Raw genomic sequence first — 14,702 nt, forward strand, 5'->3', positions numbered from 1 at the left:
CCCTCAGGAGCAAGAAGACATGCTGGACGACGTCAAGCGCATCCTCGTCGACGGTCCCCTCGGCGTGCACGCGGCCGAGGAGTTCATCCAGGCCTGCCTCGCGCGGGCCGCCGAGCCGGGCGATCCGGACACCGTCGCGCTCTTCGTGCTCGCACGCCTCGCCCAGCCCTTCTGCGACTTCTACGCCGATCAGGCGCTCAGCGAGGCGACGGCGCACGCCTTCCGCGACCGGATGGTGTCGACGCTCGACGCCTACGACGCGGCTGCCACGCCGGACGCGCGCGACGCCGCGCTCGCGGGCGCGATCCGCGCGGCGCTGGCCGCCGGCTGAGGGGATCGGGCGAGCGCGCGCCGCGGAACGTGCATCGAATCGCGTTGGCGGATACGGTGGGCCGGCGCCGCAGGCGACGGGGCGCGCGAGGCGCGGCGACGTCCGGGCTTCGCGACGCGGAAAGCTGGAGCGAGACATGTCGAAGAGCTTCGCCTCGACGGGCGACACCACGGAGAAGCAGGTCACCTTCTCCGAGATCGGGCCGGACCTCTACGCCTACACGGCGCAGGGCGACCCCAATTCCGGCATCATCGTCGGCGACGATTGCTGCATGGTGATCGACGCGCAGGCGACGCCGGCGATGGCGGGCGACGTGATCGCCCGGGTGCGCCGCGTCACCGACAAGCCGATCAAGTACGTGCTGCTGACGCACTACCACGCGGTGCGCGTGCTGGGCGCCTCGGCCTACGGCGCGCAGGGGATCATCGCCTCCGACCTGACGATGGCGCTCATCGAGGAGCGCGGGCAGCAGGACTGGGAGAGCGAGCTCGGCCGCTTCCCGCGGCTCTTCCGCGGCGCCGAGTCGATTCCCGGGCTGACCTGGCCGAACCTCGTCTTCGACACCGAGATGAGCGTCTTCCTCGGCAAGCGCGAGGTGAAGCTCTATCACCTCGGCGCGGGCCACACGGCGGGCGACGTCGTCGCCTGGGTGCCGGACGCCGAGGTCATGTTCTCGGGCGACCTCGTCGAGTACCACTCGGCCTGCTACTGCGGCGACGCCCATCTGCGCGAGTGGCCGGAGACCCTGAACGGCATCCGCAACGCCGACCCGAAGGCCCTCGTGCCGGGCCGCGGCGACGCGCTGACCGACCGCGCGACGGTGCGCGAGGCGATCGGCATGACCCGCGACTTCGTCCAGACGCTCTATACCCAGGCGGAGCTGTCGGTCGCCAGGGGCCGCTCGCTCAAGGAGACCTACGACGCCACGCGGTCCGTCATGGACCCGCGCTTCGGCGCCTTCGCCATCTACGAGCACTGCCAGCCCTTCAACGTCGCCCGCGCCTTCGACGAGGCTTCGGGGGTCGACCACCCCACGATCTGGACGGCCGAGCGCGATCGCGAGATGTGGGCCGCACTCCAGGGATGAGGTCGGAGGCCGACATCGCCCCGCCGGGGCGGTGCCGGGAGGATGGCACGGACATGTCAGAAAACGCCCGCAAGTCCCTCTACCAGTTCGCCTACCGTCGCTCGCCGGACCAGGAGGGCGCGCCCGCGCGTCGCCCCGTCGTGGTGATCGGCGCCGGCCCCGTCGGTCTCGCCTGCGCCGTCGACCTCGCCCAGCGCGGCGTACCGGTCGTCCTCCTCGACGACGCCGACCGGATCGGCGAGGGTTCGCGCGGGCTCTGCTGGGCCAAGCGCACGCTGGAGATCCTCGACCGGCTGGGCGTCGGGCGCGCCTGCGTCGAGACGGGCGTCGGCTGGAAGGTCGGGCGCGTCTTCCAGGGCGAGGACGCGCTCTACGCCTTCGACCTCCTGCCCGAGACCGGCCACGCCATGCCGGCCTTCGTCAACCTGCAGCAGTACTACCTGGAGCACTTCCTGGTGGAGCGCGCGCGCGAGCTCGACGGCCTCGAGATCCGCTGGCGCAACGAGGTGACGAGCCTCGCGCTCCTCCCGGGCGGCGTCGCGCTCACCATCGAGACGCCGGACGGCCCCTACACGCTCCATGCGGACTGGGTCGTCGCCGCCGACGGCGCGCGCTCCCCCACCCGCGCGATGCTCGGGCTCGACTTCGTGGGCGAGGCCTTCGAGGAGCGCTTCCTCATCGCGGACGTGCGCATGTCGGAGGCCTTCCCCACCGAGCGCTGGTTCTGGTTCGACCCGCCCTTCCACGCCGGGCGCTCGGCGCTGCTGCACAAGCAGCCCGACGGCATCTGGCGGATCGACCTGGGGCTGGGGGCGGAGGCCGACGCCGTCCACGAGCAGAAGCCGGAGGTGGTCGGCCCGCGCATCGCGCGGATGCTCGGCCACGAGGATTTCGCGCTCGAATGGGTCTCGGTCTACACCTTCCAATGCCGCCGGCTGGAGCGCTTCGTGCACGGACGGGTCGTCTTCGCCGGCGACGCGGCGCACCAGGTCTCGCCCTTCGGCGCGCGCGGTGCCAATTCCGGCATCCAGGACGCGGAGAACCTCGCCTGGAAGCTGGCGCGGGTGGTCCGGGGCGACGCGCCCGCGACGCTGATCGACACCTACGACGTCGAGCGCGTCGCCGCCGCCGACGAGAACATCGGCCACTCGACCCGCGCGACCGACTTCATCGCGCCCCGCTCGGCGCAGGAGATGCGCTTTCGCGACGCCGCGCTGACGCTCGCGCGCGGCTGCGACTTCGCGAAGCGGATGGTCAACTCTGGCCGATTGTCGACACCGACGACGTATCGCCGGACCCCGCTCTCGACGCCGGACGCGGAGCCATGGGCCGGCGCCGCGCGCCTCGGCGCGCCGCTCCCCGACGCGCCGATGGAGCGTGCGGACGGCACGCCGGCCTGGCTCCTCGCCGAGATCGGCGGGGACGCGGTCGAGATCGTCATGCCCGACGGCGCCGACCACGGCCCGCCGCCCGAGGGCCTGCGCCGGATCGTGATCGGCAAGGACCTGATCGACATCGAGGGGTGCTTCCGCGAGCGCTTCGACGCGGTGCCCGGCGCGACCTGGCTCGTGCGGCCCGACCAGCATCTCGCCGCGCGCTTCCGCCACGAGGACCCGCAGCGCATCGCCGCCGCCGCGCGCCGCATGCTGGGAGACGTCGCATGATCGAGGGACGAGCCGCCCCCGCCCCCGCCCCCGGCGGGCTCGACACGACGAGCCGCCTGCCGGACCCCGACCGCGCCTACCGCGCCCTGATCGACGCCCACCGCGGCCTCTCCGACGAGGAGAGCGCGGCGCTGAACACCCGTCTCGTGCTGATCCTCGCCAACCAGGTCGGCGACGAGACGGTGCTCGAGGAGGCGATCGCGCTGGCCGAGGGGCGGGTGCGAAGCTGATCCGCGCACGCGCGAACGCGTCCTGCCGCTTGAGCCGACCCGCCGCAGCGTCTAGCTAGGAGCGCCGCTCCCGTCGCGGCGCTCCTTCCCGTGGACGGTGCCGGTGCCTCCCCTGCCCCTCTCGATCTTCCTCATCGTCAAGGACGAGGCCGACCGGATCGGCGCGACGCTCGACGCCGTCGCCGGCCTCTCGGACGACGTGGTGGTCGTCGATTCGGGCTCCACCGACGAGACGCGGACGATCGCCTCGGCCAGGGGCGCGCGCGTGATCCACCACGACTTCGCCGGCTACGGGCCGCAGAAGCGCTTCGCCGAGGACCAGTGCCGCCACGCCTGGCTCCTCAACCTCGACGCGGACGAGGTCGTGCCGGCGGAGATGGTCGCGCACATCCGCGCGCTGTTCGCCGCAGGACAGCCGGAGCAGGACGCCTACACGACCCGCATCGCCGAGGTCTTCCCCGGCGAGGAGGACGTGCACCCGCTGGCCTACGCGCTCGCGCCGGTGCGGCTCTACCGGCGCGACAGGGGCCGCTACTCGCCCTCGATCGTCCACGACCGGGTCGAGCTCGCGCCGGGCGCGCGGATCGGCGCGCTGAAGGGCACGATCCGGCATCGCTCGGTGCGCTCCCTCGGTGACCAGATCGCCAAGCTCAACGCCTATTCCGACCGGCAGGCGGAGGACCTCGAGGCGCGCGGCGCGACGATCCCGACCTGGCGGGTCTTCGTCGAGTTCCCGGCCGCCTTCCTCAAGGCCTATGTCGGGCGCCGCCACGCCGTGCGCGGCGTCTACGGCTTCCTCACGGCGATGAACTACGCCATCGCCCGCCACCTGCGCATCGCCAAGCACATCGAGCGTCGCCGGCTCGCCGCGCGCGGGGAGAAGGCGCGCCCCGGTGGCTGAGGGCGAGGCGGCCGCCCCCGCGACGACCCGTCGCCTCGTCCTGCGCGGCGCACGCGACGCGCTCGCGCTCCCCGCCTGGGTCGTGGGCTTCGCGCTGGTGGGCGTCGGCAGCCTGGCGCAGGACGTGGGGCATCCGCTCGGGGCGGCGATGCTCTCCACGCTGCTGATCTGGGCCGGCCCCGCGCAGGTCGTGTTCTACGGCTCGCTCGCGGCGGGGGTCGCGCTGCCGCTGATCGCCGCCGCGATCTGCCTGTCCTCGATCCGCTTCCTGCCGATGACGATCGCGCTGATGCCGCTCCTGCGCCGTCCCGGCCAGGGGCTGCTCGCGCAGATCGCCATCGCGCACTACATCGCGGTCACGGTCTGGGTGGAGAGCCTGCGGCGGCTGCCGCGGATGCCGGCCGAGGAGCGCCTGCCCTATTATCTCGGCTTCGCCAACGCCTGCCTCGTGACGACGACGGCGCTCACCGGGGTCGGCTGGTTCCTGTCGGGAACGCTTCCCGCGCCGCTCGCCTCGGGCCTCCTGTTCATCACGCCGGTCTATTTCACGCTGGCGCTCGCGGCCGGCGCGCGCACGGCGGTCGACGTCGTCGCGATCGTGCTCGGCTTCGCGCTGGCGCCGGCTTTCGGGCACCTCGTCGGGCGCGACTTCGATCTCCTGCTCACGGGCCTCGTCGGCGGCACCATCGCCTACCTCGTCGGGCGCGCGCGTCGGAGGCGCGGCGCATGAGCGGGCTCGAGGCCATCGTCGGCGCCGGGCTCGCGCCGTACCTGGCGCTGATCCTCTTCGGCTTCCTGCCGAGCGAGGTCTGGCGCGTGCTCGGCGTCGTGCTCTCGCGGGGCCTCGACGAGAACTCGGAGATCCTCGTCTTCGTGCGGGCGGTGGCGACGACGCTCCTCGCCGCCGTGGTGGCGAAGCTCCTCGTCTTCCCGACCGGCGCGCTCGCGCTCGTGCCGCTCGCCGCCCGCCTCGGCGCCGTCGCCTTCGGGCTCGCCGCGTTCTGGCTCACCCGCCGCTCGCTCGTCCTCGGCGTCCTCGCCGGCGAGGTCTTCCTGATCGCGGCGGCCACCATCGCCCTCGACGGATCGTGACGCGTCGCGAAAGCCCGGTCCCGCGTCACGAAATTGCCCGGAGAACGGGCGGCGCCATCCGGATCTTTCGCGGATGTGCACCGTTGAGCGAGAGCGCCGAACTTTCGCCGTACGGCACGGGTGAAATGTGCGCCCCATCATCGGAGGTCGGCGTCCGGAGAGGACCGTACCGTCGCCAGAGGAGGGTTCGATGGAACACAAGCGTGTTGAACAGCTCCGTAGCGTTGCCGATGTCGCGTACCAGCCTCCCAAGGAGGTCCTGACCCGCCGCGAGCGTTTGGAGCGCTGGGTCGAGTTGCTGGAGGCGGATCCCCGCCGCCGGCTCCATTCGCTGGGCGATATCGAGTTCCAGCCCCGCGAGACGCGCCACCTGATGCGTGCCGACGACTCTCCTCTGACGGTCGCCTACCACGACCCGGTCCTGCGCGGGCAGGGGCTGGAGAGCGACCGGCTCGGCGACGGCGTCGCCTTCTTCGGCCTGTCGGAGGGCGACGCGCACCGCATCCTGTGCTCTTGCCTGAACGGCCGCACGATGGAGGCCTCCACCGCCGCGCGGCGCGTGCGCGCCTCGGTGGATCAGCGCGGCCAGCGGCTGCTCGCGCTGGGCATCACCACCGGCCTCGTGCTGGCCGTGCCGGCGATGGCGATGCTCGTCGGCTGAGCCACCCATGCGCCCCGAACCACCGGGACGCCGACGCGCCCGCGCCGGCGTCCCGTACCCGAGCGCGCGCCTCGTCGCGAGAGGTTGCGCCTGAAGCGTTTCAATCCCGCCGCCCGTCCTCGGCCGAAACCTGCACGCGCCCTCTTGCGCGCGCGCGCGGGCCGTGATCCCTTCCGCTCGCACCGACCCGGAAGACCATCCCAGGAGAGCGGCCGTTGGAAGCTTTGTTCATCGGGCAGGCCTACATCGACGTCACCTTCGTCACGGACCACCTGCCGACGGGCGACGAGAAGACGGTGGCGCAGGACTACGCCATCTCCTTCGGCGGCAACGCCGTCTCCGCCGCCTTCTGCTGCGCCAAGCTCGGCATCGCCCCCGACCTCCTCGCCACCGTCGCGGACGATTGGCTGGGGCGGATGTTCATCGACATGGCCGCGCGCTACGGCATCAGCGTCCATCACCGCAAGGTGCGCGAGAGCTCGCTGTCCTTCATCATGCCCAAAGGCGGCAAGCGCGCCATCGTGCGCTGCCGCGACGACGACTTCCTGCACCCGTTCCCGCCGCTGAACCTCGCCGGCTGCCGCGCGCTGCATCTCGACGGCCACCAGCCCGACGCAGCGCTGCACTACGCGCGCACCTGCCGCGAGGCGGGCATGCTCACCTCCCTCGACGGCGGGGGCCTGCGCACGAACACGCACGAACTCCTCGGCTTCATCGACGTCGCCGTCGTGGCCGAGCGCCTGTGCGAGCAGATGAGCCTCTCCCCGGGCGAGATGCTCGACTATCTCAAGAGCCGCGGCGTGCGCGTCGGCGGCGTCACGATGGGCGAGCGCGGCATGGTCTGGTACGACGAGACCGGCGAGGCGCGCCACATGCCCTCGCTCGCCATACCCGGCGAGATGGTGGTCGACACGAACGGCGCGGGCGACATCTTCCACGGCGCCTACGTCTGGGCCCATCTGGCGAACCCGAGCGGCACCTGGGCGGACCACTTCGCCTTCGCGCGGGGCGCCTCCACCCACGCGATCCAGCGCCTCGGCAACGAGGCGAGCCTCCCCACCCGCGCGGACGTGGAGACCGCGATGACCCGCTTCCCCGAGCGCGCCGCCTGAGGAGGCCAGCGCCGAACGCGGCGGAGAGGACCAATCCTGTAGCGCAACCCGCCGACGGTCTCCACTCCCCCTCGTGGGGAGGGGCGGGTGTGGGGGGGCGTGCAGGACTTGTAACCCGGCCGATGCAGCCCTCCGGCGACGCCGGACGGCATCGGCGCGCAGCCCCGTTCCGAAAGCCCCACACCCCCCACCCCTCTCCACGAGGGAGAGGGGAGTCCCCGATCGCGCGTCGGCAGCGGCGCGGCTCGTCGGTCGGGGCTGCCCCCGTACAGCGCACATGCGATCTCGACGCGTAGGCACCTCGACGTCAGCCCACCTCGACGTCAGCCCACCTCGACGTCAGTCCACCGCGGCGAGAGTCCGGGTGCCGGCGGCGCGCTCCTGGAGCGCGGCCAGCCGGCGCTCGTAGGGCGCCGCCGCGGCGGCGTGGCGGGCGTCGAGGTCGCGGGCGATCTCGGTCTTCACCGCCTCCGGCCCGTCCCAGAGCGCGAGGCGCTCCCGGGCGGAGGCGTGGGCGAAGGCGAGATCGGCCAGGATCGCGAGCGTCTCCTGGACGGCGGGGAGCATGTCGTGCGGGTCGGCGTGCGCGGCGGCTGCGGGCCGGCGGGCGGTGGATGACGACGGCATGGCGGAGCGTCCTTCCCTGTTCCGGAATTGGCCCCCGTCGCACACGAGCCTCGCCGTCTGGTGCGGCGATGGCGCGGGCTCGCCACATTCGGCCGCGTGAATGTGGTGGATCGAAGGCGGAGCGGCCTTGTCGGACCCGCCGCGCGCCCTTCTTCCGCAGCCATGAACGCACCCTCCCCCGCCCCGGCCGTTCCCCCGGGCGCAGCGATCGTCGTCGGCGCGTCGGGCGGCATCGGCGCCGCGCTCGCGGACGCGCTCGTGGCCGACGGACGCTTCGCGCCCGTGCTGCGCGCCTCCCGCGCCGGCGCCCCGCCCCTCGATGTGGCCGACGAGGCGACGATCGCCGCCTTCGCCGCGGGTCTCGACACGCGGCTCGCGGGGGCGCCGCTCACGCTCGTGATCGACGCGACCGGCCTCCTGCACGACGCCGAGATACGCCCCGAGCGCTCCTGGCGGGACATCGACCCCGAGACGATGGCGCGCAGCTTCGCCGTCAACGCCATCGGGCCGGCGCTGCTCGTCAAGCACCTCGCCCCGCGCCTCGCCGAGGATGGCAAGGCGACCTTCGCGACGCTGTCGGCCAGGGTCGGCTCGATCGGGGACAACCGCCTGGGTGGCTGGTACGCGTATCGGGCGTCCAAGGCCGCGCTCAACCAGATCGTCCGCACCGCGGCGATCGAGCTCGCCCGCCGCCGGCCACGGGCCTTGTGCGTGGCGATGCATCCGGGGACCGTCGACACGCGGCTGACCGCCCCCTTCGCCAAGGCCGGCCTTTCGGTGGCGACGCCCGAGGTGGCCGCAGCGCGACTGCTCGCGGTGCTGGACGGGCTCGCCCCGAGCGCGACGGGCGGCTTCTACGACTATCGCGGCGAGCCGTTGCCGTGGTGATGCGCATGGTGACCTATCGACGCAGCCGCGCTTGCCGGCGACCACCCGGCGCCTACGTCGGTGAGGACGTGTGATCCGCCACCCGGAGCCCTTTCATGCGCGCTCTCCTCGCCGCCCTGACGCTGCTCCTCGCCGCCGCCGTCCTGCCCACCGCCGGTGCCCGCGCCGACGAGGCGGCGGCGCGATCCGTGATCGAGGGGCAGCTGCGCGCCTTCCTCGCAGACGACGGCGCCCTCGCCTATTCCCACGCCGCGCCCGGCATCAAGCGCCTCTTCCCGAGCCACGACCGGTTCATGGCGATGGTGCGGCAGGGCTACCCGCCGGTCTACCGCCCGCGCGACTTCAGCTTCGATTCCTATCGCGAGACGGCCGCCGGCCCGATTCAGGAAGTGACGATCATCGACCAGGCGGGCGTCGCCTGGCGGGCGATCTATTCGCTCGAGCAGCAGCCAGACGGCAGCTGGAAGATCTCCGGCTGCCAGCTCCTGCGCATTCCCGGCGTGAGCGCCTGAGCGGCGCTCAGACGCGCACGAGGTCGAGCGAGGCCGCCGACAGCGGCTCGGCTCCGCGCTCGCCGACGAGCGAGGTTCGGCCGAGCGTCATCGCGAGCCCCGCCGCCTCGTCGAACAGGATCATGTGGGCGAAGAAGACGTTGCCCGGGCGCGCCTCGTACGTCTGCCCCGCGTAGAGCATGGGCCAGTCCATCCAGCTCGGCGCGAAGGTCGTGCCGAGCGCATATCCGCAGGCGTTGAGCCGGGCGTGGTGCAAGCCGGCGGCGTCCAGCACGCGGGCATGGGCGTCGAAGGCCTCGCCGATGGGCCTGCCCGGCCGCAGCGCGGCTTCCGTCGCGAGCAGCGCCTCCCGCGCGGCGGCGTGCATCGCCGCGAGCCGCGGATCGAGGCGGCCGACGACGAAGGTGCGCATCAGCGCCGCGTGGTAGTGCCGGTAGACACCCGCATGCTCCAGCGTCAGCAGGTCGTCGGCGGACACCGTCCGGCGGCCGGTGTAGTAGCGACACATCAGGGCGCCCGGCCCGGAGCCGATGATGAACTCGTTCGCCGGATCGTCGCCGCCGCCGCGCGCGATCGCCCCGTGCATGTCGGCGAGGATGTCGCCCTCGAACACGCCCGCCATCGCCCGCGCCTGTGCCGCCGCGAGCGCCGCATCGGCGAGCTCCGCCGCCCGGCGCACGCAGGCGATCTCGGCCGCGCTCTTCACCGCGCGCAGGCGCGAGACGAGGAGCGACGCGTCCTCGAGCGCGAAGGCGTCGCCGAGGGCCGCCTCGAGCCGCTTGCCCTTGGCCGCGGTGAGCCCCCAGGCCTCGTACTCGACGCCGAGCCGCTTGCCCGCGAGGCCGAGCTCCCGGAGGATGCCCGCGAGTTCGGCCTCCGGCGTCGCGCCCTCCCGGTCCCGCCACACCCGCACGTCCTCCACCGTCGACGTGAACGCCGCCTGCAGCCGGTCCGCGGAGCGGGTCAGGAGGACGAGACGTCCGTCGGTGGTGAGCACCATGGCCTGGAAGTGCACGTAGCCGAACGTGTCGTAGCCGGTGAGCCAGTACATGCTCTCCTGGCGGAACATCACCAGCGCCGAGAGCCCGTCGCGCTCCATGGCGGCGATGGTCGCGGCGACGCGCCCGTCGAGCTCGGCTCGCGTGAAGTGGAGGTTCTTCGAGTCGCTCATTGCTGCGCCCTGCGGTGATCCCGACGTATCGACGATGACGTGCCGCGAGTGCGGATCGTAAGCGGTGGCCGCCACCCGAGCCACCGATCTCTCGTCTCGACGTCCGCCATGCTGCACCCCGCAGTAATCCTCGCATTTCCGCCGACCGGCAAGCGCGGCCGTGAGCGCTATTCAACGGTATTCGCCTGTGTATAGTGTCGGCCGCATGCAGATCGCGCACGAGGCGCGGGGTGACTGCAGGAAGGGGGCGTTCATGTTTCGTGTTTTCGTCGCCGCGCTCGCACTCGCGACGCTCGGAGGGTCGCCGACGGTCGGGCAGGACGTCGGCCGAAACCCGTCTTTCGGGACGCTCAACCTCAATGCCAATTTTCCCAACGATCCGCGCTGGATCAATGTCCGCGCCGGCGGCACGCGTAACGCGAGGTCCGTTTCAGGTTGTGACGGATCTATCGCGGATGCACCGGACGTACGCGTCAACTATTCCGCTGCTCCGGGCTTCGCGCTGACGTTCTTCGTGCGCTCCAGCGCCGACACGATCCTCGTGATCAACGATCCGAGCGGGGCCTGGCACTGCGACGACGACAGCGGCGGCAATCTCGACCCGCTGCTGAAATTCACCAACCCGCTGTCCGGCCAATACGACATCTGGATCGGGCACTACGAGGGTGGACGTCAGATCCCCGCGCGGCTCGGCGTGACGGAGCGCTGACGGGCGTTCACGGCCGCGGGGTGATCCGCAGCGCGCTCTCGGGCTCGGGGATGTCGGCCCGGGGCGCGAGCGGGCCCTTCCAGGTCGAGACGTGGGCCATCAGAGCGTCGAAGCGCGCGAGCATCGCCCTCATCGTCGCCGGAGAGGTGCCGCCGAAGCTCGTCGGCGCCTCGGAGATCGCCGCGATCTCCTGCGCGAGCGTGCGCCCGTTCGGCCCGACGCCCGCGCCCCACCGCTCGGCGCTCGATGCGAGCGTCTCCTCCAGCCGGGCGTAGGCGACGAGAAAGCGGCGCCAGCGGTGGTCCTCGAAGTCGAACGCGCCGCTCGCGAGCAGTGCGCCGGCCTGGGCGCCGAGCGCCGTGAGATCCGCGATCGTCTCCTCGGGCATGGCGAGGTCGAGGCCGCCCTCGTCCTTCTTCAGGTAGACGTCGGCGACGCGCTCGCGATAGCCCGGCAACGCGGTCTGCAGCCGGTCCTGCCATTCCTGCGTGGAATCGAGCGCGATCGCGAGGAAGCCGAGTGGACCTTCCGGCTCCAGGTAGCCGCGCCAGGGGTCGGGATCGGGATCGGTCGGCAGCATCACCCGCGGCGCCGTGTGGAGCGTGCCGAAGGGCTCGAGCGAGATGCCGAACGTCGGCCGGCGCGGCAGGAGCGCGTCGAAGAAGTGGATCGGGAAGTTGCTCGACAGGCCGCCGTCGCTGAACAGGACGCGGCGGATCGTGCCGCCGCGGTCGGGCGCGTGCAGCGGCACCGCCGAGATCAGGATGGGGAACGACAGGCTCATGCGCGTGGCGACCGCGACCGGCAGGTCGTCCGGCCCCGGCAGCCGCCACAGCCTCTCCTGCGGGCCGCGCTCGGCCTTCGGTCCCCGCGTCATCCAATCGACGATCCAGCCGGGCATGACCCTGCGGAACTCGGCCTCGTCGAAGTAGAGCGCCGAGAACGCCTCGCCCGGCCCGGTCCGCGCCAGCTCCGGCAGCCGGTGGGGCCGGCGCATCGCGAGGTTCGTCGTCATCATGGCGAGGGTGATGCGGCCGGGCGCGTCCTCCGCCGCGTCGGGCGGGCCGTTCGCGGCGAGATCGCCGAAGGTGAGCGGCGCACGCAGCGCCTCCGGATCCTCCGGCGCGGCGCGACCCGCCGCGGCCTCGATCGCCTCGGCGAGCCAGTCGGCGAGGCCGATGCCCTCCGCGTCGGGCTGGGTGGGGCCCGGGCAAAGGCCCCAGAAGTTCTCGCGCAGCACCCCGGTCGCGCCGGCGACCACGCTCCAGGCGCCGAGCCCCACCGTCACGATCGCGAAGACGAGGAGCGCGAACAGCGCGGCGAAGAGGCTCCCGCCGATCGCGGTCGAGACCAGCCCGAGCACGAGGGCGACCATCGCGCCGACGATCACGAACTGGCCGTGATGCAGGAGGAGCGTCCAGGCCGCGCGGCCGAACCGGCGCTCGATCAGCCCGTGGCGCACGATCGCGTAGAGCGCGCGCGCCTCCGGCGCCGGCTGGAAGAGCCCCGGCAGGCGCCGCGCGATGTCCTTCGGCAGGCCGGCGACCACGTCGAACCCGCCACCCTGACGGTTCAGCTCGGCGGCGGCGGTGATCGCGGCGGCGATCGCGCCGACCGACGTTCCGCCGATCGAGCGGAATCGGTAGCTCGTCGCCAGCGCCAGCACCGCCCCCGGATAGACGACGCCCGACGTGACGCCGCCCTTCATGATGACGTCGCATGCCCGCCCGGGCGCCTCGTTCGCCATCTCCCCCCTCCCGCAGCCTGTCCGGGTGGGGATGAGGCCACAGGATCGGGGGTCGCGTAAAGCGCGCGGTCGCGGCCGCGGCGCGGGCGCTGCGCCGCGCCGGCCTCAGCGTCCCCGCCAGCGGGGCGCGCGCTTGGCGAGAAAGGCTTCCATGCCCTCGCGAAAATCCGCGCTCGTATAGCAGGACACGACGAGATCGTCGCCCGCGCCCGGCTGCGCCCGCGCGCCGACCCGCGCGAGCGCGAGGCCACGCTTCGTCGCGGCCAGGGTCAGGGGCGCGTGATTCGCGATCGTCGCCGCGAGCTCCGCGACCCGCGCCTCGAGCGCCTGCGCATCGGGGGCGACCTCCGTGAGGAAGCCCTTGGCGAGCGCCTCCGGCGCCGGCAGCAGGCGGGCGGTGAAGATCATCTCCTTGACGGTGGCGGTGCCGACGAGCGCGTCGAGCCGCGCGAGGTTGCGCACCGACAGGCAATTGCCGAGCGTGCGCGCGATGGGGAAGCCGATCCGCGCTCCGGCCTCCGCGACGCGCAGGTCGCAGCAGGCCGCGATCGCCGCGCCGCCGCCGGTGCAGGCGCCGGCGATCATCGCGATCGTCGGCTTGGCGAGGCTCTCGAGCCGCCCGAGCACCCGCTCGATGCGGTCCTCGTAGGCGAGCGCGTCCTGCGCCGTGCGCACGTCGCGGAAGGCCGCGATGTCGGTCCCCGCCGCGAAGGCCTTGCCGCCCGCCCCCGAGAGCACGACCACCCGCACCGCGGCGTCGGCCTCGAGCGCGCCGCACAGGTCGTGCAGCTCCTCGTACATGGCGAAGGTGAAGGCGTTGCGCGCCGCCGTGCGATCGAACACGATCCGCGCGACGCCGTCCTCGATGGTGTGGCGCACCCGGCCCGCGCCGGCTCCCTCGTCACGCGTCGCGCTCATCGCCAATCCTTCCGCGATCCAGACGCTCCGGGTGTAGCCCGCGCCGGGCCGCGCGTCATCCGCCGTCTCCGGCGGCGAAACGCACGGGCGGTCGCGCGCGTTGACCTACGGCGAAGCTCGCGATCGCGTGCTCCCGCAGGCCGCGAATGCACGACAGGAAGGAACCGGAATGCCGACCAATCTCGACTGGAAATGGATGTTCACCACGCCGGAGGGGCGCATCGAGCGGGGCCGCTGGTGGATCGGCGTCGCGGCGCTGCTCGTCGTCGCCCTGATCTCGACGATCCTGTTCGGCACGGACGGGCTCGTGCCCTTCATCATCACCATCGTGCTGCAGCTCGCGGGCCTGATGCTGCACATCAAGCGCTGCCACGACCGAGACAAGTCAGGCTGGTGGTGCCTGCTGCTGCTCATCCCCGTCGTCGGCTTCCTCTGGGCGCTGATCGACCTCGGCCTGCTGGAGGGCACGCCGGGCGACAACCGCTTCGGTCCGGACCCGCTGGCGCGGGCGGGTGTGTGACGGCTCGCACGATACGGCTGCCTTGACCACGTCCGGCCGGATGGTTTAGCTGCCCTCCGTTCGCTCATGGAGCCTCGATGCGAGAGCTTGTCGCCGTGCGCTGACCGGGCCGCGATCTTCGCGGCCCCTCGGCACGCCCGCCCCGAAGACCCGGACCCGCGCCGCGCGACGGCCGTCCGGGAGGGCGGGCGCACGTCCCCGCGACACGGGCTTTCGCACATCCATGAACGTCTCCAAGCACGAGCAGCGCGTGCTTCACGCGCTCGCGCAGGGCGGTTTCGTCCGCCACGTCCGCGACGGCCGCCGCATCGTCGGCGCCGATTGCTTCACGAGAGAGGGCCACCGCCTCGCCGGCTTCCCGCTCGCGCTCTTCGAGCGCCTGCGCAAACGCGGCCTCATCGCCTCGCGCGAAGGCGCGCCCTACCGCATCACGCAGCGCGGCCTCGCCGCGGTGCGCGCCCAGCTCGACAACCGCTGACGCGCTGAAACGACCCCGAAAGACGCGCCCGCCGCCCCGGCGGCGGGCGCCCCC

Annotated in this window: 17 protein-coding genes and 1 pseudogene; 14 read left to right on the forward strand and 4 right to left on the reverse strand. The window is 72.7% G+C overall.

The features are described from left to right. Positions 1-19: 19 nt before the first annotated feature. The 9 genes from AB9M23_RS06970 (at position 20) to AB9M23_RS07010 (ending at position 7,078) form a co-directional block, all read left to right on the forward strand. Positions 20-331 (forward strand): hypothetical protein, encoded by a 312-nt coding sequence (locus tag AB9M23_RS06970; protein WP_372423671.1) that lies wholly within the window; start codon positions 20-22, stop codon positions 329-331. Positions 332-467: 136 nt separating this feature from the next. Then, a complete protein-coding gene (locus AB9M23_RS06975) occupies positions 468-1,418 on the forward strand; it encodes an MBL fold metallo-hydrolase (RefSeq protein ID WP_372423673.1) in 951 nt (316 codons plus the stop codon). A gap of 53 nt (positions 1,419-1,471) precedes the next feature. After that, positions 1,472-3,082 (forward strand): FAD-dependent oxidoreductase, encoded by a 1,611-nt coding sequence (locus tag AB9M23_RS06980; RefSeq protein ID WP_372423675.1) that lies wholly within the window; start codon positions 1,472-1,474, stop codon positions 3,080-3,082. Then, positions 3,079-3,312: a DUF2783 domain-containing protein gene (locus tag AB9M23_RS06985; protein ID WP_372423677.1), complete on the forward strand. Its 234-nt coding sequence runs from the start codon at positions 3,079-3,081 to the stop codon at positions 3,310-3,312. Before AB9M23_RS06980 ends, AB9M23_RS06985 begins: the two co-directional genes overlap by 4 nt. A gap of 103 nt (positions 3,313-3,415) precedes the next feature. Beyond that, positions 3,416-4,213 (forward strand): glycosyltransferase family 2 protein, encoded by a 798-nt coding sequence (locus AB9M23_RS06990; protein WP_372423679.1) that lies wholly within the window; start codon positions 3,416-3,418, stop codon positions 4,211-4,213. Then, positions 4,206-4,943, forward strand: a complete 738-nt coding sequence (locus tag AB9M23_RS06995) for an AzlC family ABC transporter permease (RefSeq protein WP_372423681.1) — start codon at positions 4,206-4,208, stop codon at positions 4,941-4,943. The genes AB9M23_RS06990 and AB9M23_RS06995 overlap by 8 nt, the downstream gene beginning before the upstream one ends. Further along, positions 4,940-5,305, forward strand: a complete 366-nt coding sequence (locus tag AB9M23_RS07000) for an AzlD domain-containing protein (RefSeq protein ID WP_372423683.1) — start codon at positions 4,940-4,942, stop codon at positions 5,303-5,305. The genes AB9M23_RS06995 and AB9M23_RS07000 overlap by 4 nt, the downstream gene beginning before the upstream one ends. 190 nt (positions 5,306-5,495) lie before the next feature. Then, on the forward strand, positions 5,496-5,966 hold the full coding sequence (locus tag AB9M23_RS07005; protein WP_372423685.1) for a hypothetical protein: 471 nt from the start codon (positions 5,496-5,498) through the stop codon (positions 5,964-5,966). A 215-nt stretch (positions 5,967-6,181) separates the two neighbouring features. Further along, entirely contained in the window at positions 6,182-7,078 is an 897-nt protein-coding gene (locus tag AB9M23_RS07010; RefSeq protein ID WP_372423687.1) for a sugar kinase, read from the forward strand. Positions 7,079-7,417: 339 nt separating this feature from the next. Here the strand turns inward: AB9M23_RS07010 and AB9M23_RS07015 are convergent, their stop codons facing one another. Then, positions 7,418-7,705 carry a hypothetical protein gene (locus AB9M23_RS07015; protein WP_372423689.1) on the reverse strand — a complete coding sequence of 96 codons (288 nt, stop codon included), beginning with the start codon at positions 7,703-7,705 and terminating at the stop codon, positions 7,418-7,420. A gap of 162 nt (positions 7,706-7,867) precedes the next feature. Here AB9M23_RS07015 and AB9M23_RS07020 point away from each other — a divergent pair, with 162 nt between their 5' ends. Then, complete coding sequence (locus AB9M23_RS07020; RefSeq protein ID WP_372423691.1) at positions 7,868-8,593, forward strand: SDR family NAD(P)-dependent oxidoreductase; 726 nt, start codon at positions 7,868-7,870, stop codon at positions 8,591-8,593. 95 nt (positions 8,594-8,688) lie between these two features. Further along, a complete protein-coding gene (locus tag AB9M23_RS07025; protein ID WP_372423693.1) occupies positions 8,689-9,105 on the forward strand; it encodes a DUF4864 domain-containing protein in 417 nt (138 codons plus the stop codon). A 7-nt stretch (positions 9,106-9,112) separates the two neighbouring features. Here the strand turns inward: AB9M23_RS07025 and AB9M23_RS07030 are convergent, their stop codons facing one another. Then, on the reverse strand, positions 9,113-10,276 hold the full coding sequence (locus AB9M23_RS07030; protein ID WP_372423694.1) for a M24 family metallopeptidase: 1,164 nt from the start codon (positions 10,274-10,276) through the stop codon (positions 9,113-9,115). A gap of 205 nt (positions 10,277-10,481) precedes the next feature. Here AB9M23_RS07030 and AB9M23_RS07035 point away from each other — a divergent pair, with 205 nt between their 5' ends. Further along, positions 10,482-10,985: a hypothetical protein gene (locus tag AB9M23_RS07035; protein ID WP_372423696.1), complete on the forward strand. Its 504-nt coding sequence runs from the start codon at positions 10,482-10,484 to the stop codon at positions 10,983-10,985. Positions 10,986-12,564: 1,579 nt separating this feature from the next. Here the strand turns inward: AB9M23_RS07035 and AB9M23_RS22570 are convergent. Both AB9M23_RS22570 and AB9M23_RS07045 read right to left on the reverse strand, forming a co-directional pair. After that, positions 12,565-12,732: pseudogene (locus AB9M23_RS22570) on the reverse strand (patatin-like phospholipase family protein); the annotation flags it as partial. Between the two features lie 105 nt (positions 12,733-12,837). Beyond that, positions 12,838-13,650 (reverse strand): enoyl-CoA hydratase, encoded by an 813-nt coding sequence (locus AB9M23_RS07045; protein ID WP_372423700.1) that lies wholly within the window; start codon positions 13,648-13,650, stop codon positions 12,838-12,840. Between the two features lie 169 nt (positions 13,651-13,819). Between AB9M23_RS07045 and AB9M23_RS07050 the strand changes: the two genes are divergently transcribed. Next, positions 13,820-14,170, forward strand: coding sequence for a DUF805 domain-containing protein (locus tag AB9M23_RS07050; RefSeq protein ID WP_372423702.1), 351 nt, complete (start codon positions 13,820-13,822; stop codon positions 14,168-14,170). Between the two features lie 223 nt (positions 14,171-14,393). Further along, a complete protein-coding gene (locus tag AB9M23_RS07055) occupies positions 14,394-14,648 on the forward strand; it encodes a YjhX family toxin (RefSeq protein WP_372423704.1) in 255 nt (84 codons plus the stop codon). Positions 14,649-14,702: the final 54 nt, after the last annotated feature.

It is taken from the genome of Salinarimonas chemoclinalis, from assembly GCF_041514305.1.
Classification (GTDB): Bacteria; Pseudomonadota; Alphaproteobacteria; order Rhizobiales; family Beijerinckiaceae; genus Salinarimonas; species Salinarimonas chemoclinalis.

What these genes read in the sequence shown, in the direction of transcription:
- AB9M23_RS06970 (WP_372423671.1), top strand. Translation starts at nt 20, where the DNA reads ATGCTGGACGACGTCAAGCGCATCCTCGTCGACGGTCCCCTCGGCGTG.
- AB9M23_RS06975 (WP_372423673.1), top strand. Translation starts at nt 468, where the DNA reads ATGTCGAAGAGCTTCGCCTCGACGGGCGACACCACGGAGAAGCAGGTC.
- AB9M23_RS06980 (WP_372423675.1), top strand. Translation starts at nt 1,472, where the DNA reads ATGTCAGAAAACGCCCGCAAGTCCCTCTACCAGTTCGCCTACCGTCGC.
- AB9M23_RS06985 (WP_372423677.1), top strand. Translation starts at nt 3,079, where the DNA reads ATGATCGAGGGACGAGCCGCCCCCGCCCCCGCCCCCGGCGGGCTCGAC.
- AB9M23_RS07000 (WP_372423683.1), top strand. Translation starts at nt 4,940, where the DNA reads ATGAGCGGGCTCGAGGCCATCGTCGGCGCCGGGCTCGCGCCGTACCTG.
- AB9M23_RS07005 (WP_372423685.1), top strand. Translation starts at nt 5,496, where the DNA reads ATGGAACACAAGCGTGTTGAACAGCTCCGTAGCGTTGCCGATGTCGCG.
- AB9M23_RS07015 (WP_372423689.1), bottom strand. Translation starts at nt 7,705, where the DNA reads ATGCCGTCGTCATCCACCGCCCGCCGGCCCGCAGCCGCCGCGCACGCC.
- AB9M23_RS07020 (WP_372423691.1), top strand. Translation starts at nt 7,868, where the DNA reads ATGAACGCACCCTCCCCCGCCCCGGCCGTTCCCCCGGGCGCAGCGATC.
- AB9M23_RS07025 (WP_372423693.1), top strand. Translation starts at nt 8,689, where the DNA reads ATGCGCGCTCTCCTCGCCGCCCTGACGCTGCTCCTCGCCGCCGCCGTC.
- AB9M23_RS07030 (WP_372423694.1), bottom strand. Translation starts at nt 10,276, where the DNA reads ATGAGCGACTCGAAGAACCTCCACTTCACGCGAGCCGAGCTCGACGGG.
- AB9M23_RS07035 (WP_372423696.1), top strand. Translation starts at nt 10,482, where the DNA reads ATGCAGATCGCGCACGAGGCGCGGGGTGACTGCAGGAAGGGGGCGTTC.
- AB9M23_RS07045 (WP_372423700.1), bottom strand. Translation starts at nt 13,650, where the DNA reads ATGAGCGCGACGCGTGACGAGGGAGCCGGCGCGGGCCGGGTGCGCCAC.
- AB9M23_RS07050 (WP_372423702.1), top strand. Translation starts at nt 13,820, where the DNA reads ATGCCGACCAATCTCGACTGGAAATGGATGTTCACCACGCCGGAGGGG.
- AB9M23_RS07055 (WP_372423704.1), top strand. Translation starts at nt 14,394, where the DNA reads ATGAACGTCTCCAAGCACGAGCAGCGCGTGCTTCACGCGCTCGCGCAG.